The following is a 24,435-nucleotide window of genomic DNA, read 5'->3' as shown; positions in this document are numbered from 1 at the left end:
GCCGAGGTTTCCGGGGTTTCTCCACGACCGTCTAAATGGAGGTGAGCGGTCCGGTATGCAGGACTTCTTCGATCTGACCCTCGGCGGGATCTCGGCCGGCGCGGTGTACGCGGCGCTCGGGCTCGCCCTGGTCATCATCTACCGGGCCACCCGGGTGGTGAACTTCGCGCAACCCGCCCTCGCCCTGATCTCGACCTACCTGGCGTACTCGGTGACGAAGGCGACGGGCAGCTACTGGCTCGGGTTCGCCGTCGCGATCCTCGCCGGGACCGTGCTGGGCGTCGCCACCGAACGGCTGCTCATCCGGCCGCTGCGGCACCGCTCCGAGCTCAGCTCGATCATCGTCACGCTCGGCCTCCTGCTGGTGCTGCAGGCGGTCGCGGGCATGATCTGGTCCAACGAGCCGCTGGCGTTCCCGTACGCCTTCGACTTCCGCGGCCGGTTCTCCGCCAACGACCTGTTCGTCGTGCTCGTCGTCGTCGCCATCGCCGCACTGGTCCTGGTGGTGTTCAAGTACACCCCGCTGGGGCTGCGGATGCGTGCGGCCGCGTTCGCCCCCGAAGTGGCGCGGACGCTCGGCGTGCGGGTCGGGCTGATGCTCACCGCCGGCTGGGGACTGGCCGCGGCCGTCGGCTCGCTGGCCGGGCTGCTCGCCACGCCGCCGTTCCTCTTCCCGAACGTCCTGGACGGCGTCTTCGTCTACGCGCTCACCGCGGCGGTGCTCGGCGGCCTCGACAACCCGCTGGGCACCATCGCCGGCGGGTTCGTCCTCGGCGTCGGACTGTCCTATGTGTCCGGCTACTTCGGACCGGAGATGGTGACGATCGCCGCGCTGGCCATCCTGGTGATCGTGCTGACGCTGCGGCCCAGCGGGTTGTTCGGCCGGGCCAAGGTGAGGCGGGTATGAGCGTGCGCACGGAACTCCCCGAAACCCGCGTGGAAACGCGGAAGCGGCGTCGCAAGCTGCCGCCGCTGCTCGTCCACGCGCTGGCCGCGCTGGGTGCGCTCGCCGTGATCGTGCTGCTCACCCTGGTCACCGACGAGTACACCAACCTGCGCATCGCGACGATCGGCTACTACCTGGTCGCGGTGGCCGGGCTGACCCTGCTGACCGGCCTCACCGGCCAGGTTTCGCTGGGGCACGGCGCGTTCATGTTCATCGGCGCCTACACGGTGGCGCTGCTGGTCCGCCGGGTGCCGTCGTTCCCGCTGTGGGCCGACCTGCTGCTCGCGTCGGCCGCCGGCGGCCTGGCCGGGCTGCTGGCCGGCGCGGCGGCGGCCCGGCTGCGCGGCCCGTACCTCGCCGGTGCGACGCTGGCGCTGGCCGTCGGCCTGCCCGCGCTCACCCGGAAGTTCCCCGACTTCCTGGGCGGCAGCAACGGGCTGAGCTTCACCGTCCACAGCAGACCGGCCGGCGTCGGCGTTCCGGAACTGCGCTGGCAGACCTGGATCGTCTGGCTCAGCGTGCTGCTCGCGCTGGTGCTGGTGGTCAACATCGTCCGCGGCCGGCTCGGGCGGAACTTCCGCGCGGTCCGCGACGACGAGGTCGCCGCCGCGCTGAGCGGGATCGCCGTCGGGCGAACGAAGATCCTCGCCTTCCTGGTCAGCGCGGTGTGCGGCGGCCTCGCCGGTGGCCTGCAGGCGTTCCTGCTCGGCACCGCCGCACCCGGCTCGTTCACGCCCGCGCTGTCGCTGAGCCTGCTGGCCGCGGTGGTGCTGGGCGGGCTCGGGTCCCTGTGGGGCGCGCTGTGGGGCGCGGTCGCGCTCGTGTACTTCCAGGCCTGGTCCGAGGACCTCGCCGACGTCCTGCACCTGAACACCGACGTGGCCAACAACCTCCCGCTCGCGGTGTACGGCGTGATCCTCATCGTCGTCGTGCTCGCCTTCCCGCGGGGCATCCAAGGCGGCTTCCACCGGCTTGGCGTCCTCCTCCGTCGATCCGCGAAGCAGAAGGAGAACCATGAGAAGCACTAAGCTCGGCGCGGGTTTCGCCGCCCTCGCCCTGGCGCTGACCGCGTGCGGCGGCGCGGGGGAGAGCGACGGCGGCGGTCAGCAGGCCGCCACCGATTCGGCCGTCGGCGTCACCAAAGACACCGTCGTCATCGGCACCCACCAGCCGCTCACCGGCCCGGCCGCGCCCGGCTACAGCAAGATCTCCGTCGGCGCCCGCGCGGTGTACCAGGCGATCAACGACGGCGGCGGGATCAACGGCCGCAAGATCGACTACAAGGTCGAGGACGACGGCTACAACCCGACGAAGACCGTCGAGGTCGTCAAGAAGCTCGTCCTGCAGGACAAGGTGTTCGCGATCGTCGGCGGGCTGGGGACGCCGACGCACTCCAAGGTCGTCGACTACCTGAACACCGAAGGCGTGCCGGACCTGCTGGTGTCGTCGGGCGCGCTCGCCTGGGACAACCCGCAGAAGGCGCCGATGACCTTCGGGTACCAGGTGGACTACACCCGGGAAGGCAAGATCCAGGGCAAGTACGTCAAGGACACCTTCGCCGGCAAGAAGGTCGGCTACTTCACGCAGAACGACGACGTCGGCCGCGACACGCAGGCCGGGCTGGACCAGTTCGTCAAGGACCAGGTCGCCGTCCGGCAGGGCTACGACAGCGCCAACACCGACGTCACGCCGCAGCTGTCCGCGCTCAAGGCGGGCGGCGCCGAGGTCGTCGTCTGCGCGTGCATCCCGGCGTTCACCGCGCTGGCCATCCTGGCCGCGGCGAAGATCGGCTACCACCCGCAGTTCGTGGTCAGCAGCATCGGCGCGGACCCGGCGACGCTGTCCGGGCTGCTGCAGGACTTCGCCAAGCGCGGCGGCGCCAGCGTTTCCAGCGGGCAGCTGCTGGCCGGCCTGATCGGCACCGGGTACCTGCCGGACGTCGCCCAGACGTCGGACCCGTGGGTCGCCTACTTCAAGGGCGTCCACGACAAGTACATCGCGAAGGAGCCGTTCACCAACACCGTGCTGTTCGGCATGGTGCAGGCCTACACGTTCGGGCAGGCGCTCAAGGCGGCCGGCCCGGACCCGACGCGGCAGAAGGTCGTCGACGCGATGAGCTCCGGCGCGCTGAAGGGCCCGGGCCTGACGCCGTTCGGCTTCTCGAAGGAGTCGCACGCCGGCTACACGGGCGCGTACGTCTTCAAGATCAACCCGGACACGTCGACGACGGTGATCCAGCCACCGGCCGTCACCGACCGCGGCACCGGCGCGATCACGCCGTACTCCGGTGAGCGGGCCACTCCGGAGCAGGTCAACCTGGTGAGCAAGTGACGACGGGCCGGCCCGTGGGCGACACGGGCCGGCCCGCCCGCTCACATAGGGTGGCGACATGAGTGTCAGGGACAAGGTCGTTCGGGCGGCGGTGCGGCTGTTCGCCGAGAAGGGCTTCGAGGCGACGACGGTCCGCGAGATCGTCGAGGAAGCCGGCGTCACCAAGGGCGGGCTGTACCACTACTTCGAGTCCAAGGACGACCTGCTCTTCGAGATCTACGCCGCGATGCTGCGGATGCAGACGCGGCGGATGGTGACGATCGCCGAGTCGGACCTGCCGCTGCCGGAGCGGCTGCACGCGATCGTCGCCGACGTCGTGGTCACGAGCATCGCCGACCTCGACGCGGCGACGGTGTTCTTCCAGTCGTTCCCGCTGCTGGAGAAGTCCAAGCAGGTCCAGGTCCGCGCGGAGCGGCGGACCTACCACGAGCGCGTCCGCGACCTGGTCGCCGAAGGCCAGCGCACCGGGGTGTTCCGCGCCGACGTCCCGGCCGACCTGGTGATCAACTACCACTTCGGCGCCATCCACCGGCTGGGCATGTGGTACCACGCCGACGGCGAGCTGTCGGGGGAACAGGTGGGGAAGCACTTCGCGGACCTGATGCTGCGCAGCCTGCGTCCTTGACGGACGAATCCTTGATCACGCAAATGCGGGCAGATGACCCGGGGGAACGGCCGATGCGAATCTGAGAAGATGTTCCGGTGAGACGCCTGACGATGATCGTCATTGTACTTGTCACAATCCTCGGTACCAGTTTGCTGCTGCTGCTCGGGGCCACGGGGGTCGGCATCGCGAACGTGGTGGCGGTTCCGGTGGGAATTTTCGGGATATTGGTGACGGTGTGGCTGGGGCAAAAACGTGCCGTCGAGGCAGTGGCCATCCCCGATGCGGTCATCGTCGATCTTGCCCGGAAAGTGCTTCAGCGTGAGCGGGTCGCGCTGGCAGCCGCTCTCGGTGTGCCCGGCGAAGTGGTGCCGGCGACGATCGGTCTTCGGCAACCGCCATTGGTGTACTGGCACACCGACGGTGGTGACCGGCGCAGTTCCAGCCGGGAGGTCGCCGGCTACTACGCGGATCTGGACCGCGGCCGGCTGGTCGCGCTGGGCGGCCCGGGTGCCGGGAAGTCCATTCTGGCTACCTGCCTGTGCATCGATCTGGCCGGCGAAGCGATCGGCAATCCCGCCGGTGAACCGGTCCCGGTCAAGCTCAGCTTGCTCCGGTTCAACCCCGGTGGGAGCCCGCACGACCAGCCCGGCGCGGTCGCTGCCCGCCTCCTGGAGACGTGGATCGTCCGATCGTTGACCGAGACGTACGGCGTCGAAGCCGAGATGGCCGCCCGGCTGGTCGGGGAACGGCGTATCGTGCCGGTGCTGGACGGCCTGGACGAAATGGATGCGAGCCGGTACCGGCCCGTTCGAGCGGCCGAGCTCGTGCGGGCGCTCAACCACTTCGCCTCGGGCGAACTGCCGCGTTTCGTGCTGACTTCCCGTCCCGACTGCTTCGACCGGTTGACGAAGCCGCCGGATGATCGGGAGGCTGTTCCGCTTGAGCACACCACGGCGATCGAGCTGGAACCGCTGAAGCGCGCGGATGTCATCGCCTATCTCAAGTACCGGTTCCCTGATCCGGCCGCGTCGCACAAAGCGAACGCCCGTTGGCAGCCGATCATCAACGAAATGCGGTCGGGCAAGGAAACCCCGCTCAAGCAAGCCATGACCGTCCCACTCTACCTGTTCCTGCTGACCGCGGCGTACCGGTCCGGGGACAGCAGGCCGGCCGAAATCCTCGATCTCGCCACGGTCGACGAGGTTCGCGACCGGCTGTTCGAGCTGCTGGTCGTGGCCGGGGCCGAAGGCAACGAGCAGGTTCTCGACAGCTACCGTCACCTCTCGGCCGAGCGAGCCATGTACTGGCTGGAAAACCTGGCTGAAACGCAGATCACCCGCACTTTTATCACTGAATCGCCGATCGACATCCAGATTTCGCGGATGCATCGGATCAGTGGCCGGGTTCCCCGGGTACTGGCGGTCTCCGTGATGGGGGTCGTCCTGCTGCCCGCCTTGCTGCTCTCCTGGGAACTGCTCGAAGACGTTTTCGCCTCGGTTTTCTACCTTGTGATGTCCCTGGGTGCCATCGCGGTGCAGTCGATCGGTCTGAATCTGGGGGTGCCCAGGATAAGCGTAGTGCAGTTGAGGAGGCTAAGTCGGAACATCACTTTTCTCGTGTCGTCGGCCGGGCTGCTGGCCTCGTCCGCCTTGCTCATGTTCGGGGACGGCAAAATTTCGAGCTTTGCCATGGTCGGCTGGGTGTTGTTCGATGTTTCTTTCTTGCTGGGACCGGCTATGCTGTTTCGGGGTTTTCGCGACCCGGGATTCACGAGTCGAGACAACTTTTTCTCGGTGTTCCAGATCGTCGGTGCTGCCGACGCCGTCCGGCTGGTCCGGTCCGGGGTGCTGGCGACGGCGGTGTCCGCTGCGACGGTCCTCGCCATACTTGCCCCGGTAGTGATCTTCACCAGCGCCTCCCCGACTCGGATCGCTTTTTCCTTCGGCTTCCTGCTCGCCATGTTGATCGCGCTTTCGCCGTGGCTGCTCTACGGCATGGCTGCGCTCACTTTCCGGTTCAGCGGCCGGTTCGCTTCCCGGCCCGCGCGCTTCCTGGACTGGGCTCAGGCGGCGGGGCTGATCGGTGTGTACGGGGATACGCTGCGTTTCCGGCACCGCGAGTTCCAGGCCTGGCTGACGAAACGACGCGTCCCGTTCGGCTTGTCGACAGCCGATCTCGCGGAGCGACTCGACCTGCTGTGATCCCGTCCGGTGCCGACGTGGGCTCGGGCCTGTTTGACTTCTCCGCCTCCGTGGTACTGACCGAACTCAACGCTGTCCCGCTTTGGAGGGTGCTCGTGCAGATCCAGGTCAACACCGACCACAACATCCACGGTGGCGAAGGGCTGGCCGCCTACGTGACCACCGACCTGGAGGAGGGCCTGTTCCGGTTCGGCGCGTGGTTGACCGGGGTCGAGGTGCACTTCAGCGAAGACGGCGGCAGCAAACCGGAAGACAAGAAGTGCGTGATCGAGGCGCGGCCGAGTGGCAAGCAGCCGGTGGCGGTCACGCACCACGCGACCACTGTGGACGATTCCTTCGCCGGGGCAAAGCAGAAATTGGTGCGCGTGCTGGATTCCCGGTACAACCGCGCCCACGACCACAAGGGCAGTGACAGCATCCGGCACATGCCCGCCCCGGAAGACCCGGATCAGGTCGGGGTGCTCGAGGACGGCGGGAACTCCGGAGACACCACGCCGGGTGTCGGCTGACCTTTGTTCCGTGTCGAGCCCTGAAGCGTCCAGGACCGGGCTGCCGCTCTGCCCGGTAGCTCGCTCTTCCCCGGCGTCCGGGTTCCCGGGTGAGCACGAAATCGTCCCTCGATCTCGTGCTCCCTGGAGTTTCGTGTACCCCTGCACTTCCTCGCCCTGGCCGTGTTCGCCATGGGCACGTCCGAATTCATGCCGGCCGGGCTGGTGCCCGGCGTCGCCGCCGCGCTCGGGGTTTCCCTGGCGCAGGCGGGCTACCTGACGTCGCGCTCGCCGTCCTGCTGGGCGGCACGACCCTGGCGTGCGTCGCCGGGGTGCCGGGCGGGGCGCTCCTCGACGCCGCGTTCGGCTGGCGGTCGGCGTTCTGGGTGGTCGCCCTGCTGTGCCTGCCCGCCTTCGCCGGCGTGTGGCGGATCCCCGACACCCCGGCGGGCGCGAGGCCGGCGGGCCTGCGTGCGGAGCCGGCCGAGCTGCGTCCGCTGACCGGCGTGCTGGTGCTCGCCGCGCTCGTCAACGCCGCTACGTTCGGCGTCTTCACGTACCTGGCGCCGCTGGCCGGCGGCGTCGCCCCGGTGCCGCTGGTGCTCGCCGCGTTCGGCACCCGGTGCTTTGCCGGGGTCACCGCGGCCGGGCCGGCTCGCCGACCGCAGCCCGGGCCGGGTGGTGGCGGCCGGCGGTGGGCTGCTGCTCGGCGGCTGGGTCACCCGGCCCTGACCGCGCAGCACCCGGCGGCCCTGGTCGCCCTCGCGTTCGCCCAGGGGGCGTTGTAGTTCGCGGTCGGCAGCACGGTGATCACCCGGATCCTGCACCTGGCGGCGGGTGCGCCGACGATGGCGGGCTCATCCGCGACCGCGGCCCTCAACGTCGGCGCGCTGGCCGGCCCGGTGGGCGCGGGTGCGGTGCCGGCTGTGGTGAGCCCGTTCTGGGTCGCCGCGGGGCTGATCGCGGTGGCACTGGTGCCGGCGGTTCCGCAGCGGGGCAAGCTGCGTCACCGGCGACGCCGGACGTAGTGGACGACCAGCATCACGATCGCCCCGATCGCGATGCCGCCGGCGACCATCCGCACCGGCAAACCGAAGCCCACCAAGGGACCTGCCGCGTTGACCGCGGAGCTGACCACCAGCACCAGCCACAGGAGAACCGGGCTCGAAGAACGTGTGGAAACGTTGTCGTTGTTCATGCCGGCAACGTTAGGGATCCGCGAAGACGGCGAGAATGCCGTCCGCACCCGGATGCGGGGTGGTGCCTGCGCTACCCCGCGTCCCGGCCCAGGTAGGCCAGCACCGCCAGGACCCGGCGATGCCCCGCGCCTTCGTCGGACGGCAGGCCGAGCTTCGCGAAGATGTTCCGGATGTGTTTGAGCACCGCGCCGTCGCTGACGACCAGGAGCTCGGCGATCGTGCTGTTGTTGTAGCCCTCGGCCATCAGCCCCAGCACTTCCCGCTCCCGGGCGGTCAGCGCCTCCAGGGGGTCCGCCGCGCGGCGGCGGGCCATCAGCTGGCCGATCACCTCGGGGTCCATCGCCGTGCCGCCCTTCGCGACCCGCTGGAGCGCGTCGAGGAACCGCTCGACCTTGCCGACGCGCTCCTTGAGCAGGTAGCCGACGCCGCCGACGCCGTCGGCGAGCAGTTCGACCGCGTAGCTCGTCTCCACGTGGGCCGACAGCACCAGCACCGGCAGCGCCGGATGGATCTCGCGGGCGCGGACGGCGGCGCGCAGGCCTTCGTCGCGGTGGGTCGGGGGCATGCGGACGTCCATCACGACCGCGTCGGGCCGCTCGCCCTCGATGAACGCCAGGAAGTCCTCGGCGTTGTCCACCGCGGCGGCCACCTCGATGCCGGCCGTTTTCAGCAGCAGGGAGAGGCCTTCGCGCAGCAAAGCGTCGTCCTCGGCGATCACGACCCGCATGGCAGCTCCACTCGCAGCACGGTCGGCCCACCGGGTGGGCTGGTCAGGGTGAGGGTTCCGTCGAAGGCTTCGGCGCGGCGGCGGATGCCGGCCAGCCCGCTGCCACGGGACTCGTCGGCGCCGCCGCGGCCGTCGTCGCGGACTTCCAGGCACAGCAAGGACGCCGTGCCGCCGAGCGTGATGTCCACTTGGGACGCGTTGGCGTGCTTGGTCACGTTGGCCAGCACTTCGGCCACGACGAAGTACGCGGCGGCTTCGACCGCGGCCGGGCGGCCCGTCTCGTACTCGACGGTGACGTCGACCGGCACCGGGCTGCGCTCGGCGAGCGCGCGCACCGCCCCGGCCAGGCCGCGTTCGCTCAGCAGCGGCGGGTAGATGCTGCGGACGACCGTGCGCAGTTCGGCCAGCGCGTCGGTCGCGGTGTCCTGGGCCTTGACCAGCAGATCGCGCGCGGTGGCGGGGTCGCGGTCGTACAGCTGGCCGGCGATGCCCAGCTGCAGCACGACCGCCGCGATCCGCGCCTGCGTGCCGTCGTGCAGGTCACGTTCGATGCGCCGCAGTTCGGCCCCGTGCGCCTCCAGCGCCGCCGCCCGGGTCGCGGTCAGCTCGGCGACCCGGTCCGCCAGCACGACGCCGGGTGCGGGCGCCAGCAGCTTCCGCGCGGTGCGGGCCTGCCACCGGGCGACCCGCGGCAGCTGCAGGGTGGCCGCGACCATGGCGGCGGCCACCAGCAGATCCAGCCCGGCCCGCGGCCAGGAGTCCACCACGATCCCGAGTGAGCCTTCGATCCCGCCGGGCACCAGCGGCCAGACGAGGACCGTGATCACCTGCTGGACCGCGCCGAGCGGCAGGCCGAACGCCAGCGCGCCGATGATCAGGCCGGTCGCGGCGTGGATGGCGAGCCACGCGAGGTCGCGGCGGGTGGCCGGGTCCTTGACCGGGGAGCCGTCGCGGTAGGGCTCCGGGATCGGCTCGTCGAGTGCGCGCGCGGCCCGGCGGCGGTCGAACCCCACCGGCCACCGCGCCAGCCGGATCGCCGGGGCCAGCGACGGGATCCCGACGCCGAACGGGCACAGCAGCAGGACGGCGAACAGCCCGGCGAGGGCGAACAGCGAGAGCAGCGAGGTGCCGGCGCCGACCACCAGGTAGCGAACCGCCGACCAGCACTCGCGCAGGCGGGTCGTCACCCCGACAGTGTCCCACCCCACCACCGTGGTGGTGCTGGCGCTACCCCCGATCCACCCCTCCACGGGATCGAAGTCCCGCTGCGCACGACCTAGTTTTCCTTGGGACGCAAGGAACAGTCTTAAGGGGACAGAGATGACCACATCGAGCGCGTACGCGCTGGAGCTGACCGGGGTGCGGAAGGTGTACGGCTCCGGCGACGGCGCGGTCACCGCGCTGGACGGGGTGTCGGCGGGGGTGGCGCGGGGGACGTTCACCGCCGTGATGGGCCCGTCCGGCTCGGGCAAGAGCACCTTCCTGCACTGCGCGGCCGGCCTCGACCGGCCGACGTCCGGGCAGGTGCTGCTCGGCGGCACCGAGATCGGCAGGCTCAAGGAACGCGAGCTGACGGAGCTGCGGCGCACCCGGATCGGGTTCGTCTTCCAGGCCTACAACCTGCTGTCGTCGCTGAACGTGCTGCAGAACATCACGCTGCCGCTGCGGCTCGCCGGACGGAAGCCGGACCCGCAGTGGCTGCGGGAGATCGTCGACGGCGTCGGGATCGCGAACCGGCTGGAGCACCGCCCGGCGGAGCTGTCCGGCGGGCAGCAGCAGCGCGTCGCGATCGCGCGGGCGCTCGTCACCCGGCCCGAGGTGGTGCTGGCCGACGAGCCGACCGGCGCCCTCGACACCCGCACCGGGCGGCAGGTGCTGGACCTGCTCCGCGCGATCGTCGAGCAGATGGGGCAGACCGTGCTGATGGTGACCCACGACCCGGTCGCGGCCTCCGCCGCGCACGGCGTGCTCTTCCTGGCCGACGGCAAGCTGGCCGGCCACCTCTCGCACCCCACCCCCGAGCGGGTGGCGGAGCGGATGACGCACCTCGGGGAGTGGTGAACGTGCTCACCCTCGCCTGGCAGACCATCCGGAGCCGGCTCGGCGGCTTCGCCGGCGCCTTCATCGCGATCCTGTGCGGCACCGCCCTGGTGGCCGCCTGCGGCGTCCTCATGGAATCCGGCCTGCGCGCCGGCGTCCCCACCCAGCGGTACGCCGCCGCGGCCGTCGTCGTCGGCGGGGCGCAGACCGTGCGGCCGCCCGGCGCCGACGCCCTCTCCACCGAGCAGGTCGGCGAGCAGCCGTCGGTCCCGGCGGCGCTGGCCGGGCGGATCGCCGCGGTGCCCGGGGTGCGCGCGGCGGTGGCGGAGCAGAGCTTCCCGGCGCAGGTCGTCACCCGCGACGGGCAGGTGCTCGCCGGCCGGGAGTCGCTGGGGCACAACTGGGACGCGGCCGTGCTGGCGCCGTTCACCCTGCGCGGCGGCGACGCGCCCACGACCGCCGGCGAAGTCGTGCTGGACGCCGACCTGGCGCGCCGGGCCGACGTCGGCATCGGCGGGCAGGTGCGGATCACGACCCGGTCCGGGACGGAGGCGGTCAAGGTGAGCGGCGTCGTCGACGGCAGCTCGCGCCAGTCGGCGGTGTACTTCACCCCCGAGCGGGCCGCGGAGCTGGCCGGACGGCCGGGCCAGGTGCACGCGATCGGCGTCCTCGCCGACCCCGGGGTCGCGCCGGAGACCCTCGCCGAGCGGGTGCGGGCCGTCACCGGCGGCGCCGAGGTGGCCACCGGTGTCGAGCGCAGCAGCATCGAGTTCCTCGACGTCAGCCAGACGCGGACACTGCTGCTGGCCATCGCCGGCTCGTTCGGCGGCTTCGCGCTGCTCGTCGCGGTGTTCGTGGTGGCGAGCACGCTGGCCCTCACCATCAACCAGCGCCGCCGGGAGTTCGCCCTGCTGCGCGCGGTCGCGGCGACCCCGCGGCAGATCCGCAAGCTCATCGGCATCGAGACGACGCTGATCGCGCTCGTCGCCGGCGTGCTGGGCAGCGTGCTGGGCCTGGCGGTCGCCGGGGGGCTGCGGGACGCGTTCGCCGCGATCGGGGTGATCCCGGCCGACTTCGGGCTGGCGATCAGCCCGCTCCCGCTGCTGGCCGCGGTCCTGCTCGGCCTGGGCGCGGCCCGGCTGGCCGCCTGGGCGGCGTCGCGGCGGCCGTCGTCGATCCGGCCCGTGGAGGCGCTGGGCGAGGCCGCGGTGGAACGCCGCGAGCTCGGCCGCGGCCGCCTGCTCACCGGCTGGGGCTTGGTGCTGGCCGGCGTCGGCGGCGCGCTGACCCCGCTGTTCCTGCGCGGCGACATCGCCGCTGCGACATCGTCGATGGCGACGCTGGTGATCGTCATCGGGCTGGCCGTGGTCGGGCCGCAGGTGACCAGGCTGGTGATGCGCTTCCTGGTTCCCGTGCTGACGCGGCTCTGGCGGATCAGCGGCTACCTGGCGGGAGCGAACGCCCACGCCAACGCCCGGCGCGTCGCGGCGGCGGTGACCCCGCTGATGCTGGCGGTCGCGTTCGCGCTCGTGACGTTCTACGGACCGATGGCCACCACGACCGCGGCCCAGCAGGAGTCGGCACGGTCGACGACCGCCGACTACGTGCTCACCGCACCGGGCGGCGTCTCGCCGGAGGTGGCCGCGGCGGCCGGCCGGGTACCGGGGGTCGCGGCGGCGACGCCGGTGGTCCGCACGTCCGTGATCACCGCGACGCCGGTGGGCGACAGCGTGGAGGTCCAGCGGACACCGGCGCAGGGCCTGGCGGCCGACCAGGCCGGGGCCACCCTCGAACTGGGCGTCGACGCCGGGCGGCTCACCGACCTGACCGGGGACACCGTCGCGCTCAGCGGTTCCGAAGCGGACTGGCTGGGCAAGAAGCTCGGCGACGAAGTCGAGTTCTACTTCGGCGACGGTGTTCCGGCGAAGCTGCGGCTGGTCGCCACCTACACGCACGACCTGGCCTTCGGTGACTTCGTCCTGCCGGTCGCGCTGGCCCGCGAGCACATCGGCGGCCGCCTGGACGATTCGGTGCTGATCCGGCAGCAGCCCGGTGCCGACGCGGGCGCGGTGACCGCGGCGCTGAGTGCGTTGCCGTACCCGGGTTTGGTGCTGGCCCCGGCCGCGGTCATCGCCGCGCCGGACGGCGGGGAACGGCAGGCGCAGTTCTACCTGAACCTGGTGGCGGCCGGCGTGATCGTCGGGTACCTGGCGATTTCGGTGGCCAACACGCTGGTGCTGACGACCGCGCAGCGCGGCCGCGAGTTCGCGCTGCTGCGGCTGGTGGGCACGGCCCGCCGTCAGGTGACCCGCATGATGCGGCTCGAAGCACTGGCCACGGTCGGGATCGCCGTCGTCATGGGGACGCTCGTGGCCTTGATTCCGCTGGCGTTGCTCAACTTCGGGCTGCGGGGCAACCCGGTCCCCGCCGGGCCGCCGACCGTCTACTTCGGAATCATCGCGGGTGCGGTCCTGCTCGGGATGGTGGCGATCGGCGTGGCGACGTCGGTGGCGCTGCGGGCCCGGCCGATCGACGCGATCGGCCTGCGCGAGTAGGGGGTGCGGGGTGAGCCGGGCCGGCTCACCCCGCACGGGCGTCAGCAGGCCGTGTGGGTGTCCACGCCCTCGAACGAGGTCACCAGGTACTGGGTCGTCCGGCCGAGCAGCACCGCGGTGCCCGCGGGCACGCACTTCTCGCCCCACTTGGTGCGGATGCCACCACCGTAGGTCAGCGCCCACACCTCGATCTTCGTGGCGGCGGAACCACAGTTGCCCCAGTAGTAGTCGCGCGCGGACGGGCCGGCCGAGCCCTGCGTCCAGTAGGTGCCGCAGGTGACCGACGTCGACGCGGACGCGGTGCCTGCCGCCAGGGGCAGGGCCGTCACGGCCATCCCGAGCGCGAGCGCCGCCGCAATGCGTTTCATGTGAACCCCCCGTTGTGGGAAACAGTGTGGCGTCCACGCTAGCGCTTTCCGGGAGAAGCAAATCCGGCTCAATTCCCGGGGGTTGACGGAAGTCCCCGCCTCGCGGGAACATCGAAAGTTTCCGAAAGTTATTGCCCGACCAGTGGGACCACTCGCATGCTTTTGCCATCCTGGCTCGCCTGCCAGCCTCGACGAGGAGGAAGCATGCTCACCAAGAAACGCGGCCGCAGCAGGGTGTTCGCCGGCGGCGCCGTCCTTGCGCTGATCGCCGCATTCCTGCCCGGAACCGCCTGGGCCGACACGGTCATCACGACCAACCAGACCGGGAACAACAACGGGTACTATTACTCGTTCTGGACCGCCGGTGGCGGCTCGGTCTCCATGACACTCGGGTCCGGCGGGAACTACCGGACCAACTGGAGCAACGTCAACAACTTCGTCGCCGGCAAGGGCTGGAGCAACGGCAGCCGGCGGAACGTGAACTACTCCGGCAGCTTCAACCCCTCCGGCAACAGCTACCTGGCGCTCTACGGCTGGACGTCCAACCCGCTCGTCGAGTACTACATCGTCGACAACTGGGGCAGCTGGCGGCCGACCGGGACGTACAAGGGCAGCGTGACCAGCGACGGCGGCACGTACGACATCTACCAGACGACCCGCTACAACGCGCCGTCCGTCGAGGGCAACAAGACGTTCAACCAGTACTGGAGCGTCCGCCAGCAGCGGCGGACCGGCGGCACCATCACCACCGGCAACCACTTCGACGCGTGGTCCCGCGCCGGCATGCGGCTCGGCAGCTTCAACTACTACATGATCCTGGCGACCGAGGGCTACCAGAGCAGCGGCAACTCGAACATCACGGTGGGCTGATCATGCGCGCGTGGAGCACTTTGCTGGCCACGGCGGCCATCGCCGTGGCGAGCACCATCGCCGTCACCCCGGCGCACGCCGCGGCGTGCAACGGTTACGTGGGCCTGACCTTCGACGACGGGCCGTCGAACGCCCACACCCCGGCCATCCTGAACGCGCTGCGGCAGAACGGGTTGCGGGCCACGATGTTCAACGAGGGCCAGTACGCGGCCGCGTACCCGGCCCAGGTCCGCGCGGAGGTGAGCGCGGGGATGTGGGTGGGCAACCACAGTTACACGCACCCGCACCTCACCCAGCAGAGCCAGGCCCAGGTGGATTCCGAGATCTCCCGCACCCAGCAGGCGATCGCGGCGGCGGGCGGCGGCACGCCCCGGCTGTTCCGGCCGCCCTACGGGGAAACCAACGCGACGGTCCAGTCGGTCGAGGCCAGGTACGGCCTCCGCCAGATCATCTGGGACGTCGACTCGGGAGACTGGAACAACGCGAGCGTGGACGCGATCGTCCAGGCCAACGCCCGGCTCACGAACGGCCAGGTCGTCCTGATGCACGAATGGCCGGCCAACACCCTGTCCGCCATCCCGCGCATCGCCCAGACGCTCGCCGGCCGCGGGCTCTGCGCGGGGATGATCTCACCGCAGACGGGGCGGGCGGTCGCCCCGGGCTGACGGTGCTGGAGGTGGCGCGGCGGTTGCACCCCGCCGCGCCACCCTCCGATCCTCCACAATGGACCCTGCGGTGCCCGCGGCGGTGGTAGCCTGCGCCGGTGGCGGGAGGGGATCATGGGGCAGCCGCGGGTGGTCAGGGTCGTCGTGGTGGATGACCAGCAGGCCGTGCGCGAAGGCCTGGTCGCGCTCATGGGCCTGCTCGACGACGTGGAGGCGGCCGACGGCGCCGAAGCGCTCGCGCTGCTGCGGCGCCTCGACCGGATCGACGTGGTGCTGATGGACCTCACCATGCCCGTCATGACCGGGGTCCAAGCGACCGAGCGGATCGCCCGCGACCACCCGGACGTCGTCGTGCTGGTGCTGACGACCTACGCGGACGACGGATCGATCGCCGGCGCGCTGGCCGCCGGGGCCCGCGGGTACCTGACGAAGGACGCGGGCCGCGGCGAGATCGGAGCCGCGCTGCGGGCCGTGGTCTCCGGGCAGCTGACCTTCGGCGCCGGCGTGTCGGGCCGGGTGGCTTCCGCGCTGTCCGGCCGGAGCGCCGGAAAGGACCGGCTGCCGGACGGGCCGACCGCGCGCGAGGCCGAAGTGCTCGGCCTGAGCAACGGCGAGATCGCGGCCGAGCTGGTCATCGCCGAGGCGACGGTGAAAACGCACATCAACAACGCGTTCGCGAAGATCGGCGTGCGCAACCGGATCGAAGCACTGCGGTACGCCGTGCAGCACGGCCTGGACCCCGGCTTCCCGGCTTAGCGCTCAGCGGCCCGGTTTCTTGAGAACGATCGCGACCACGCCCAGCAGCAGCACGAGCAGCAGTATTCCGCCGCCGATGACGGCGAAGCGGAGAAACGCCGAAACCGAGCACTTCGTTCGTGGTCTTCCTTTCCGGGTGATTCCGACGGAAAGGAAGCCGGTGCGGCCGCCGGGTGGAGCGGGACCACTGCGTCGCCGGGTGATCCGGGTGGATCACTCGGCGACGCGGGTGCGGCCGCACCAGGCGAACACCGGGACCTGGTCACCGCCGCTGGTCGTGGTGAACTCGCCGTCGTGGGAGAAGTGCTCGTAGCCGCCGCCGAAGCTGACCTTCGCGACTTCGCCGATGCTGCCGACCGTCCATTCGCGGTGCCGGTCGATCAGCTCGGCGGGACCACCGGAAAGCGTCACCTTGATCTTCGTCATGAGTCTTCTCCGTGAGTCGGTCGGCGCGGTGAATGTGGTCTTCGTCTCTCGACGATGCCTGACGGCTGAATGCCGTGCCAAGCTATCCGGCTTCTCCTCGGAATTCTTTTGAAGAGAGTTGACAGTGATTTCGGCGGGGTGGTATTACCGGCCACGGCAAGGCGCTGGTTAACTCGGACATTTCACCGGCCCGGTGACGGCCGGTCGGGTGCCGTTCCCGGAGCGTTCACTTCGGTTGCCCGCACCCGTCATTTGCGGTGCCTAAGTTTCTCCGCGTGGACGAACCCTTGGCCGTGAGAGCCCGCGGGATCACGAAGTGCTTCGGCGACGTCGTCGCGCTCGACGGCATCGACTTCGACGTGGTGCCCGGGCGGATCCACGGCTTGGCCGGCCCGAACGGCGCCGGCAAGACGACCCTGCTCGGCCTGCTGCTCAGCCTGGCCGTCGCCGGCGAAGGGCGGCTGGAGATCCTCGGGACGCCGGTGGGCCGGGCGCTCGCCGCACCCGCCGGGGTCGCCGGGTTCGTGGACGGGCCGGGCCTGTACCCCTCGCTCACCGCGCGGCAGAACCTCGCGGCCCTGGCCAAGCTCGGCGGGTACCCCGTCGGCGACGTGCTCGAGGAGGTCGGGCTCGCCGACGTCGCCGACGACCGGGTGCGCGGCTTTTCCCTCGGCATGCGCCAGCGGCTCGGCCTGGCCGCGGCTCTGCTCACCTCGCCCCGGCTGCTGGTGCTCGACGAGCCGGCCAACGGCCTGGACCCGGCGGGCAAGCAGCACGTCCACGGTGTCCTGACCCGGCTGGCGGCGGCCGGCACGGCGGTGGTGCTGTCCAGCCACCGGATGGACGACCTCGAATCGCTGTGCGCGGAGGTGACGATCCTGGCGACCGGCCGGGTCGTCTTCACCGGCCCGCCGGCCAAGCTGTCCGCGGAGAGCGGCGAGCTGGCCTACCGGCTGCGGACCGCCGACCCGGCCGCCGCTCGCCGGGCGATCGAACAGACGCGGGGGATCCGGCTCCTCGAGGCGCCGCAGGAGGCCGACGCGGTGGTCGTGCGGGCGCTCGTGCCCGCACTGGACGAGCTGGTGCTGCGGCTGGGGCGGGACGGGGTCGCGGTGCGCGAGCTCGCGCCCGTGGTGTCGCCCCTGGAAGCGGCGTTCCTCGCACTGACCGGGCAGGAGGCCACCCGATGACCGCGACCGTCGCCGCGCGTCCCGTTCCCCTCTCGCGCGCCTACCGCTTCGAGCTCGTCAAGCTCTTCTCCACCTGGCGCATCCGCCTGCTCGTCCTGGCCTGCTGGCTCGCCCCCGCGGTCTTCGTCGCCGCCGTGAGCGAACAGAGCTCGCTGCCCGTCGACACGCTCTTCGGCCGCTGGATGAACGCCACCGGGTGGGCCGGCCCGCTCGTCATGCTCGGCTTCGCCGGCACCTACGCGCTTCCCCTCCTCACCTCCGTCGTCGCCGGAGACGTGTTCGCCGCCGAAGACCGGCTGGGTACCTGGCGGCACCTGCTCGTCGCCGTCCGGTCCGCGAGCCGGCTCTTCGCCGCGAAAGCGCTTGCCAGCCTCACCGTCCTGCTGGTGCTCGTCGCCGGGATGGCCGTCTCCAGCACCGCCGGCGGCCTGCTCACCGCCGGGAACCGGGCCCTCGTCGGCTTCGACGGGCACCTGCTCGCTCCCGGCGACGCGGCCACCGGCGTGCTCCTCGCCTGGGTGAGCGTGCTCGCCCCCACCCTGGCCCTCGCCGGGCTCGGGCTGCTCGGGTCCGTCCTGTGGGGACGGTCGCCGATGGGCCTGCTCCTGCCCGCCGTCGCCGCCCTCGCCATGGCGCTCGCCCAGCTGCTGCCGCTGCCCGTCGCCGTGCGGCTCGCCCTGCCCAGCTACGCCTTCATCGCGTGGAACGGCCTCTTCACCGCTCCCGCGCAGCTCGGGCCGCTGCTCGTCGCGGCCGGCGTCAGCCTGGTGTGGGCCGTGGCCGCGACCACGCTGGCGTACCTGCTGTTCGTGCGCCGCGACTTCACCAACGCCGCCCACGACGGCTCCGGACGCCGGGCGCTCGCCGCCGTGCCGCTGGTCGTGCTCTTCGGCGCCACCGCCGCGATCGTCGCCCTGGCGGCACCCGCGCTGGGCTCCGGGATCACCCAGGACAAGGTGCAGCGGTCGGTCGCCACCGCGTTCGCGCACCTCTACCGCCTGCAGGCCGGTCAGCTGCACCGCCCCGACGTCACCGAAGCGCAGCTGGCGACCACGGCCGCGTGCACCAAGGGCGACGGCCTGGTCGAGGCCGAAGGGCCCGGCAACGACTGGCGGTGCGTCGTCTCCTGGCACCTGCCCGGCGTCGCGGCCACCGGGTCGGCCATCTACCAGCTGGACGTCACCGCGGACGGGCGGTACGTCGCCGACGGCGACGGGCCGAAGGAAGTCAACGGCTACTTCCAGGTGCGGACCCCCGAGGGAGACCAGCCCAACCCGCTCTGGCAGTTCGACGCGAACGTCGAACTGCTCGCCACCACGAAGGGATGAGTCCGATGCAGGTAACACGCCGCAGAAGGCGGGCCGGGAAAAGCCGGCTGGGCGGCCATCGGCTGCGCTACGCGACCGCCGGCTCCGCCACGCTCGTGCTCATCGCCACCGGCACCGGTGTCGGCGTCGCGTCGACCGCGCAGTTCGGCCGGGACCAGGTCGGCCAGGTCACCGAGAACGGCCAGGTCGTCTCGGCCGACCAGTACCTCAAGCCGATCGGCGATCGGCTGGTCGTGAACAACGGCAAGATCATGGCGTCCGCGGTCAGCCCCGACGGCGCCCACCTCGCCGCGCTGACCACCGACGGCGGGATCGCGCTGACCATCGTCGACCTGAAGAGCTGGAAGGTGCAGCAGCTCGTCGGCAACTCCGCGACGGCGAACCTGCGCATCGCCGGCAACGACGTCGGCCAGGAAGGCCCGTCGTACTCCCCGGACGGCAAGAGCCTGTGGCTCGCGCAGACCGACGGCTACACCAAGTTCACGGTGAACCCGGACGGCACGGTCGCCGCGCCGGCGCCGGTGAAGATCCCGGCGGACGGCACCAAGCACGCGCTGGTGGCCCAGGCCGTCTTCTCGCCCGACGGCGCGACCGTGTACTCCGCGGTCAACGGCCAGAACCGCGTCGTCGCCCTCGACGCGGCGACCGGCGCGATCAAGCAAAGCTGGGCCACCGGAAACGCCCCGCGTGACCTGGTCCGCGTCGGCACCAAGCTGTACGTCAGCAACGAAGGCGGCCACCCGGCGCGGCCCGGTGAGCCGACGCTGAACTCCTACGACACCCAGGTGCCGGCCAGCCGGTTCACCGGTGCCACCACCAGCGGCACGGTCAGCGTCATCGACCTCGCGAACGCGGCCGCCGCGCCGAAGAGCATCGACGTCGGCCTCCACCCGACCGCGGTGTACTTCAAGAACGGCGCGCTGTTCGTCACGAACACCGCGAGCAACAGCGTCTCCGTCATCGACACCGGCCGCGACAAGGTCGTCCAGACCATCGCGACCCAGCCGTGGCCGCAGGCCTCGGTCGGGTACGAGCCGGACGGCGTGACGCTGACCGACGACGGCCACCTGCTGGTGACGCTCGGCCGCGCCAACGCGGTCGCCGTCTACCGCTACTGGTGGGCGCAGGCACCGGTGAGCTACGTCGGGCTGCTGCCCACGGACTACTTCCCGACGGCGATCACCACGGTCGGCACGGACGTCGTGGTCTCCAACACCCGCGGCATCGACGCCCGCCGTCCCACGACCGCGGCCGGGCACGGGACGCACGACACGACGTCGAGCGTGCAGAGGTTCCGGCTGCCGGACGACCGCGCGATCCGCGGCTACACCGGCCAGGTCTTCAAGCAGAACGGCTGGACGGACGACTCGGTCCAGATGGCACAGGACTACGGCCACCGCCGTCCGGTGCCGGTGCCCGCCCGGCTCGGCGACCCGTCGACGATCAAGCACGTTTTCCTGCTGGTCAAGGAGAACCGCACCTACGACCAGGTGCTCGGTGACGACCCCCGCGGCAACGGTGACCCGTCGGTGACGCAGTTCGGCGAGAACGTCACGCCGAACCAGCACGCGCTGGCCCGCCAGTTCGGGCTGTACGACAACACCTATGACATCGGCACGAACTCCGCCGAGGGGCACAACTGGCTCATGCAGGCCGACAACCCCGAGTACACCGAATCGTCGGCGGGGGAGTACCTGCGCAGCTACGACACCGAGGACGACGCGCTCGGCCACCAGACGTCGGGCTTCCTCTGGACCGGCGCGCAGGCGGCGGGGAAGTCGGTGCGGGACTTCGGCGAGTTCCAGCAGTTCCTGACCAAGCCCGCCGGGGCGAGCTGGCAGAACCTGTACTGCGACGCGAAGAACATGGCCGCGACCGGCGAGCCGACGGCCTACCCGCTGGTGTCGTCGTCGCCGATCCCGTCGCTGAACGACGTCTCGGTGCCGGGCTTCCCGAAGTTCGACACGGCGGTGCCGGACGTCTACCGCTACCAGATCTGGAAGGACGACTTCGAGAAGCACGGCCCGGCGAACCTGAACATGTTCTGGCTGTCCAGCGACCACACCGGCGGCCCGCCGAACGCGGCCGCCCAGGTCGCCGACAACGACCTCGCGGTCGGCAAGATCGTCGACGAGATCTCGCACAGCCCGTACTGGAAGGACTCGGCGATCTTCGTGGTCGAGGACGACTCCCAGGCCGGTCTGGACCACGTCGACGGCCACCGGGCGCCGGTGCAGATCATCAGCCCGTACGCCCAGCACGGCGTCGTCGACAACCACTACTACTCGCAGATCACGATGATCCGCACGATCGAGCAGATCCTCGGGGTCAAGCCGATGAACCAGAAGGACAGCGCGGCGACACCGATGAGCGCGGCGTTCACGGCGAAGCCGGACTACACGCCGTTCACGGCGCTCCCGAACCGGACGTCGTTGACCGCAGGCCTGGCGACCCAGCCGTCCTGCGGCGCGGACACCCCGGCGCCGCCGAACCCGGCGGCCGCGCCGGTGCCGTCGTCGGCGGTGCCGGCGGACAAGCGGCAGGTGGCGGCGCAGTGGCAGGAGTGGACGACGCACCAGCGGCTGACCGGCCCGGACGCGGTCGCTGACTACGCCAATCCCGCGCAGATGAACCACTTCACGTGGTACCAGACGCACGGCTGGCAACTGCCCTACCCGGGGGAGAACCAGGTGTACGCCCCGGAGCAGGTGCCGGGGGCGTACCTGCCGTCCGCGGAATCGGACGGCTGACCCGGACGCCGGGAGGCTCCGCGCGGGCCTCCCGGCTTCACCGGGTGGGTCACTCTTCCCGGCTTCCAAGCTCAGCCGCAACCGTCTGCATTGGACAGTGGCCGTCGAGGGCCCGGCTGAGTGGAGCGAACGTTGATGAGACCGATGGCTTCGCCCTCGCCCGGTTCGCCGACTACCGGTTCCGGACGGAGAACTTCACGGCGACGGAGCCGACCGGATCGCCCTGCGGGGCCGCTTGGACTTCGTCGAGAGCGTCGGTTATGCCGAAATGAGCACCGACGGCCACGACGACGAGACACCGGCGGGGCTGCTGCAGTGGACGCCGGCGGCGGTGGCGTTCCGCGGCGGGCCGGGCCCGGCCGCGACGGACCCGCCGCCCTCGGACCGGTGGCAGTACCGGCCGCTCCAGCCGGGCCCGGAGCTGGATACGGCGCTGCGGCTCGTGCTCGGGCTGGGTGCGGACCGCCCGGACAACGGGCAGTTGCTGCGCCAGAGCTCGGCCCGGTGGGTCCGCGCGGACGTGGTCGGCGACATCGCGGTCGACGTGATCGACGGCTCCCAGGCCCCCGCGACCGCCGCGGCAAAGGCGGCGGCGGGTCCCCGGTATTGGCTGGACGCGGCGGGCTTGCTGCGGCGGGTGGAGGCCCGGACGGGCGACCGGCCGGCCCCGGTGGTGGTGAGCTTCACCCCGGCTTCTTTGCCGCCGCCGGCTCCGGTGGCGGTGTTCGCGGGGTGAGTCGTGGTTGCGGGGGAGGTCCGGTCCGGCGGGTCGGTCGGTGGGGCCGGGTGGTGGCGTTCGCGGGGTGAGTCGTGGTTGCGGGGGAGGTCCGGTCCGGCGGGCCGGTCGGCGAGCGCCTGGTGGCGGCGTTCGCGGGGTGAGTTGTGGTTGCGGGCGAGGTCCGATCCGGCGGGCCGGTCGGTGGGGTCGGGTGGCGGCGTTCGCGGGGTGAGCCGTGGTCGTGGGCCGAGGTCCGGTCCGGCGAGCCCGTCGGCGGCCCCGCGGCGGAGGTCCGCGGCTGGCCGAACCGCGACCGAAACCGCGGGCCGGACGCTCAGCGGGCCGGTCGCAGGTGTTCGGTGCGCCAGTGCCGTCCCCGGCGTGGTGTTCGCCAATGGCGTCCCCGCCACGGCCGCACCGGGCCGCGGGAGGCCAGGAACGCCGGCTGGTGCTCCGCGAAACCCTCCGCCGTGAGGCCCATCAGCACCGGGTACCGGACCTCGCCCCGGCGCAGCTCCGTGTCCCGCGGGCGGCCCTCCTCGCGGAAGCCCAGCTCGCCGTGCAGTGCCAGCGAGGCGAAGTTGCTTCCGTTGATGCTGACCTCGCACTTGCGGTACCGCCGCAGCTCGAACATGTACGCCAGCAGGACCGTGACGGCGTCGGCCGCGTAGCCGCAGCGGCGGTGCTGGGGCCCGATGCCGACGCCGTAGCTGAAGTGGCCGGAGGCCGGGTCGGCCTGGATCCAGATCGACCCGACCAGCGTCCGGTTGTGCAGTGTCTCGATCGCGAAGTGGAAGTCGTCGCCCGCCGGGCCGCGGTGCGTGGCCCAGTGGCGGTAGCCGCCGACCTGCCGGTCCGAATCACGGTCGAACCCGATCAGGGTGCGGTGATCCGCCGGGCGGACCTCCCGCAACCGCACCTTCCACCCCGCCCAGCTCATCGGCAGTGATGGTACAGCCCGATCACCAGTAGCACTGCGTGGTCATGTCGTCGAGCCGGACGAACCGGGACGAGCCGTTCGCCCCGATGATCGCCTTGACGAACACCGGGTTGACGCCGTTGAGGTTCCACCGGGCCGTGTTGACCGCCTGGTACGCGCCGCTGCCGTTGAGCCACGGGTAGGTGCTGGACAGCAGGTGCCCGAAGGCGTCCCAGATCTCGATGCCGACCTGCGCCCCGCCCGCCGTCTGCATGAGGAACTGCGACGCGCACTGGGCGTTGCCCGGCACCGAGTTCGTGGGCACCCAGAAGCCCTCGAACGCCCAGCCGTTGGTGGCGAACAGCCAGCCGTTGTTGCGGCCGGACCGGGCGGTCCCGGCCCCGATGTCGAACCCGGCCGACGCGGAACCCCCGGTCGCGACCAGCCACGACGACTGCGGGTTGACCTCGAACCCGTCCTGCACCTGCGACAGGGAGGCGTGGGCCACCCCGGACGTCACGCCCATCAGTGCGGCGGCCAGCGCGGCGGCGACGGTGACGCCACCCAGCTTGCGCAGGAGCCGGTTTCTTCCCCCGGAAAACGTTGCGGACATGTCGGTCCCTCCCTCGATTCGGAGCACTTTCGCCCCTCTGAGCACGCAGGGAGCAGCGGTGATACGTCCGGTAACGAGGCGGCCGGGCGGAGCGACGGACAGGACACGATGGACCTGATGCCCCTGCCGGACCGAGCCGCGAGCGACGGCTTCCGGCGCTGCCTGGCCGGGCTGCTCGAGCTGTGCCGCGTCCACCTCCCCGACCGGACGGCCGAGGCCGGCGAGCACGAGGAGGACCAGCGCATCGTCCTGCGTGGTGCGCTGGGCTATCGGTACTCCGACTACCTCGATCTCCCGGAGCCGTTCTTCGGCGCGCTCGTGCGCGCCGCGGTCCACGACCCGGACCCCAGCCTCAACCGGCAATTCGTCGAGCCGCTTCGCCGGGCGTTCGGGGTGCGCCGGACCCAGGAAGCCCTCCTCGAAGTCCTCACGACCGGCACGAACCCGGAACGCGCCGGGGCGGCCCGCGCCTGGTACTGGGCCACGCTCGAGCGGCTCGACGACGTCCAGGACCGCTGGAACCGCGCCGCGCTGCGCGAGTTTTTGGCCAACGACGACCTCGACGTCCGCCGGTGCGTCCTGCCCGGGCTCACCCTCGACCCGGCCCACCACCCCGCCGAACTGCACCCGCTGGTCGCCGAGGCGGTGCACCTCGCGCGGACCCACCCCGACGACTACCTCCGGCACCGCGTCGAGCTCCAGGTGGCCGACCCGGAGGACTGAGGTGTCACAAGCTTC

At 71.3% G+C, this 24,435-nt stretch carries 25 protein-coding genes; 18 read left to right on the top strand and 7 right to left on the bottom strand.

Annotated elements, in window-relative coordinates; translation table 11 throughout:
* Positions 1-55 precede the first annotated feature (55 nt).
* The 8 genes from AB0F52_RS26395 to AB0F52_RS26360 all read left to right on the top strand — a co-directional run bounded on the left by AB0F52_RS26395 (position 56) and on the right by AB0F52_RS26360 (position 7,601).
* Positions 56-907, top strand: a complete 852-nt coding sequence (locus AB0F52_RS26395; RefSeq protein WP_360176304.1) for a branched-chain amino acid ABC transporter permease — start codon at positions 56-58, stop codon at positions 905-907.
* Positions 904-1,974 (top strand): branched-chain amino acid ABC transporter permease, encoded by a 1,071-nt coding sequence (locus AB0F52_RS26390; protein WP_360176301.1) that lies wholly within the window; start codon positions 904-906, stop codon positions 1,972-1,974. The genes AB0F52_RS26395 and AB0F52_RS26390 overlap by 4 nt, the downstream gene beginning before the upstream one ends.
* The gene (locus AB0F52_RS26385) at positions 1,961-3,277 is read left to right on the top strand and encodes an ABC transporter substrate-binding protein (protein ID WP_360176298.1); all 1,317 of its coding nucleotides are present in this window, start codon (positions 1,961-1,963) and stop codon (positions 3,275-3,277) included. The genes AB0F52_RS26390 and AB0F52_RS26385 overlap by 14 nt, the downstream gene beginning before the upstream one ends.
* Positions 3,278-3,335: 58 nt before the next feature.
* On the top strand, positions 3,336-3,902 hold the full coding sequence (locus AB0F52_RS26380) for a TetR/AcrR family transcriptional regulator (RefSeq protein WP_360176295.1): 567 nt from the start codon (positions 3,336-3,338) through the stop codon (positions 3,900-3,902).
* 77 nt (positions 3,903-3,979) lie between these two features.
* Complete coding sequence (locus AB0F52_RS26375) at positions 3,980-6,085, top strand: NACHT domain-containing protein (RefSeq protein ID WP_360176292.1); 2,106 nt, start codon at positions 3,980-3,982, stop codon at positions 6,083-6,085.
* 89 nt (positions 6,086-6,174) lie between these two features.
* Positions 6,175-6,594 (top strand): HPF/RaiA family ribosome-associated protein, encoded by a 420-nt coding sequence (locus AB0F52_RS26370; protein ID WP_360176289.1) that lies wholly within the window; start codon positions 6,175-6,177, stop codon positions 6,592-6,594.
* 311 nt (positions 6,595-6,905) lie between these two features.
* Positions 6,906-7,361, top strand: coding sequence for a hypothetical protein (locus AB0F52_RS26365; protein ID WP_360176286.1), 456 nt, complete (start codon positions 6,906-6,908; stop codon positions 7,359-7,361).
* Positions 7,362-7,379: 18 nt separating this feature from the next.
* Positions 7,380-7,601, top strand: coding sequence for a hypothetical protein (locus AB0F52_RS26360; RefSeq protein WP_360176283.1), 222 nt, complete (start codon positions 7,380-7,382; stop codon positions 7,599-7,601).
* Here the strand turns inward: AB0F52_RS26360 and AB0F52_RS26355 are convergent.
* The 3 genes from AB0F52_RS26355 to AB0F52_RS26345 all read right to left on the bottom strand — a co-directional run bounded on the left by AB0F52_RS26355 (position 7,580) and on the right by AB0F52_RS26345 (position 9,686).
* Positions 7,580-7,771 (bottom strand): hypothetical protein, encoded by a 192-nt coding sequence (locus tag AB0F52_RS26355; protein WP_360176280.1) that lies wholly within the window; start codon positions 7,769-7,771, stop codon positions 7,580-7,582. The genes AB0F52_RS26360 and AB0F52_RS26355 overlap by 22 nt on opposite strands.
* A gap of 71 nt (positions 7,772-7,842) precedes the next feature.
* The gene (locus AB0F52_RS26350; RefSeq protein ID WP_103340013.1) at positions 7,843-8,499 is read right to left on the bottom strand and encodes a response regulator transcription factor; all 657 of its coding nucleotides are present in this window, start codon (positions 8,497-8,499) and stop codon (positions 7,843-7,845) included.
* Complete coding sequence (locus tag AB0F52_RS26345; protein WP_360176277.1) at positions 8,487-9,686, bottom strand: sensor histidine kinase; 1,200 nt, start codon at positions 9,684-9,686, stop codon at positions 8,487-8,489. Before AB0F52_RS26345 ends, AB0F52_RS26350 begins: the two co-directional genes overlap by 13 nt.
* Positions 9,687-9,819: 133 nt before the next feature.
* On the opposite strand from AB0F52_RS26345, the gene AB0F52_RS26340 reads away from it, so the two are divergent.
* Together AB0F52_RS26340 and AB0F52_RS26335 are read left to right on the top strand one after the other, a co-directional pair.
* A complete protein-coding gene (locus AB0F52_RS26340) occupies positions 9,820-10,560 on the top strand; it encodes an ABC transporter ATP-binding protein (RefSeq protein ID WP_103340012.1) in 741 nt (246 codons plus the stop codon).
* The gene (locus tag AB0F52_RS26335) at positions 10,554-13,094 is read left to right on the top strand and encodes an ABC transporter permease (RefSeq protein WP_360176274.1); all 2,541 of its coding nucleotides are present in this window, start codon (positions 10,554-10,556) and stop codon (positions 13,092-13,094) included. The genes AB0F52_RS26340 and AB0F52_RS26335 overlap by 7 nt, the downstream gene beginning before the upstream one ends.
* A 41-nt stretch (positions 13,095-13,135) precedes the next feature.
* On the opposite strand, the gene AB0F52_RS26330 is transcribed toward AB0F52_RS26335, so the two are convergent.
* Positions 13,136-13,462 carry a hypothetical protein gene (locus AB0F52_RS26330; RefSeq protein ID WP_360176271.1) on the bottom strand — a complete coding sequence of 109 codons (327 nt, stop codon included), beginning with the start codon at positions 13,460-13,462 and terminating at the stop codon, positions 13,136-13,138.
* Between the two features lie 204 nt (positions 13,463-13,666).
* Between AB0F52_RS26330 and AB0F52_RS26325 the strand changes: the two genes are divergently transcribed.
* The 3 genes from AB0F52_RS26325 (at position 13,667) to AB0F52_RS26315 (ending at position 15,753) form a co-directional block, all read left to right on the top strand.
* Positions 13,667-14,332, top strand: a complete 666-nt coding sequence (locus AB0F52_RS26325; RefSeq protein WP_360176268.1) for a glycoside hydrolase family 11 protein — start codon at positions 13,667-13,669, stop codon at positions 14,330-14,332.
* Positions 14,333-14,334: 2 nt separating this feature from the next.
* Complete coding sequence (locus tag AB0F52_RS26320) at positions 14,335-14,997, top strand: polysaccharide deacetylase family protein (protein WP_360176265.1); 663 nt, start codon at positions 14,335-14,337, stop codon at positions 14,995-14,997.
* A gap of 114 nt (positions 14,998-15,111) precedes the next feature.
* Entirely contained in the window at positions 15,112-15,753 is a 642-nt protein-coding gene (locus AB0F52_RS26315; RefSeq protein WP_360176262.1) for a response regulator transcription factor, read from the top strand.
* A 213-nt stretch (positions 15,754-15,966) separates the two neighbouring features.
* Here AB0F52_RS26315 and AB0F52_RS26310 read toward each other — a convergent pair whose 3' ends face one another.
* Complete coding sequence (locus AB0F52_RS26310) at positions 15,967-16,179, bottom strand: DUF5988 family protein (protein ID WP_103340007.1); 213 nt, start codon at positions 16,177-16,179, stop codon at positions 15,967-15,969.
* A gap of 293 nt (positions 16,180-16,472) precedes the next feature.
* On the opposite strand from AB0F52_RS26310, the gene AB0F52_RS26305 reads away from it, so the two are divergent.
* The 4 genes from AB0F52_RS26305 to AB0F52_RS26290 all read left to right on the top strand — a co-directional run bounded on the left by AB0F52_RS26305 (position 16,473) and on the right by AB0F52_RS26290 (position 22,183).
* Positions 16,473-17,369 carry an ABC transporter ATP-binding protein gene (locus AB0F52_RS26305; protein WP_360176722.1) on the top strand — a complete coding sequence of 299 codons (897 nt, stop codon included), beginning with the start codon at positions 16,473-16,475 and terminating at the stop codon, positions 17,367-17,369.
* Positions 17,366-18,697: an ABC transporter permease gene (locus AB0F52_RS26300; RefSeq protein WP_360176257.1), complete on the top strand. Its 1,332-nt coding sequence runs from the start codon at positions 17,366-17,368 to the stop codon at positions 18,695-18,697. Before AB0F52_RS26305 ends, AB0F52_RS26300 begins: the two co-directional genes overlap by 4 nt.
* Before the next feature lie 5 nt (positions 18,698-18,702).
* Complete coding sequence (locus AB0F52_RS26295; protein ID WP_360176254.1) at positions 18,703-21,447, top strand: alkaline phosphatase family protein; 2,745 nt, start codon at positions 18,703-18,705, stop codon at positions 21,445-21,447.
* A gap of 268 nt (positions 21,448-21,715) precedes the next feature.
* Complete coding sequence (locus AB0F52_RS26290) at positions 21,716-22,183, top strand: hypothetical protein (protein ID WP_360176251.1); 468 nt, start codon at positions 21,716-21,718, stop codon at positions 22,181-22,183.
* 316 nt (positions 22,184-22,499) lie between these two features.
* Here the strand turns inward: AB0F52_RS26290 and AB0F52_RS26285 are convergent, their stop codons facing one another.
* Positions 22,500-23,105 carry a GNAT family N-acetyltransferase gene (locus AB0F52_RS26285; protein ID WP_360176248.1) on the bottom strand — a complete coding sequence of 202 codons (606 nt, stop codon included), beginning with the start codon at positions 23,103-23,105 and terminating at the stop codon, positions 22,500-22,502.
* A 22-nt stretch (positions 23,106-23,127) separates the two neighbouring features.
* Entirely contained in the window at positions 23,128-23,697 is a 570-nt protein-coding gene (locus AB0F52_RS26280) for a hypothetical protein (protein WP_360176245.1), read from the bottom strand.
* Between the two features lie 117 nt (positions 23,698-23,814).
* Here AB0F52_RS26280 and AB0F52_RS26275 point away from each other — a divergent pair, with 117 nt between their 5' ends.
* Entirely contained in the window at positions 23,815-24,420 is a 606-nt protein-coding gene (locus AB0F52_RS26275; RefSeq protein WP_360176242.1) for a hypothetical protein, read from the top strand.
* The last annotated feature ends 15 nt before the right edge of the window (positions 24,421-24,435 follow it).

Source organism: Amycolatopsis sp. NPDC024027 (assembly GCF_040638975.1).
Taxonomy (GTDB): domain Bacteria; phylum Actinomycetota; class Actinomycetes; order Mycobacteriales; family Pseudonocardiaceae; genus Amycolatopsis.
The sequence above is the reverse complement of the archived record's forward strand: the minus strand, read 5'-3'. Positions and strand labels throughout refer to the sequence as shown.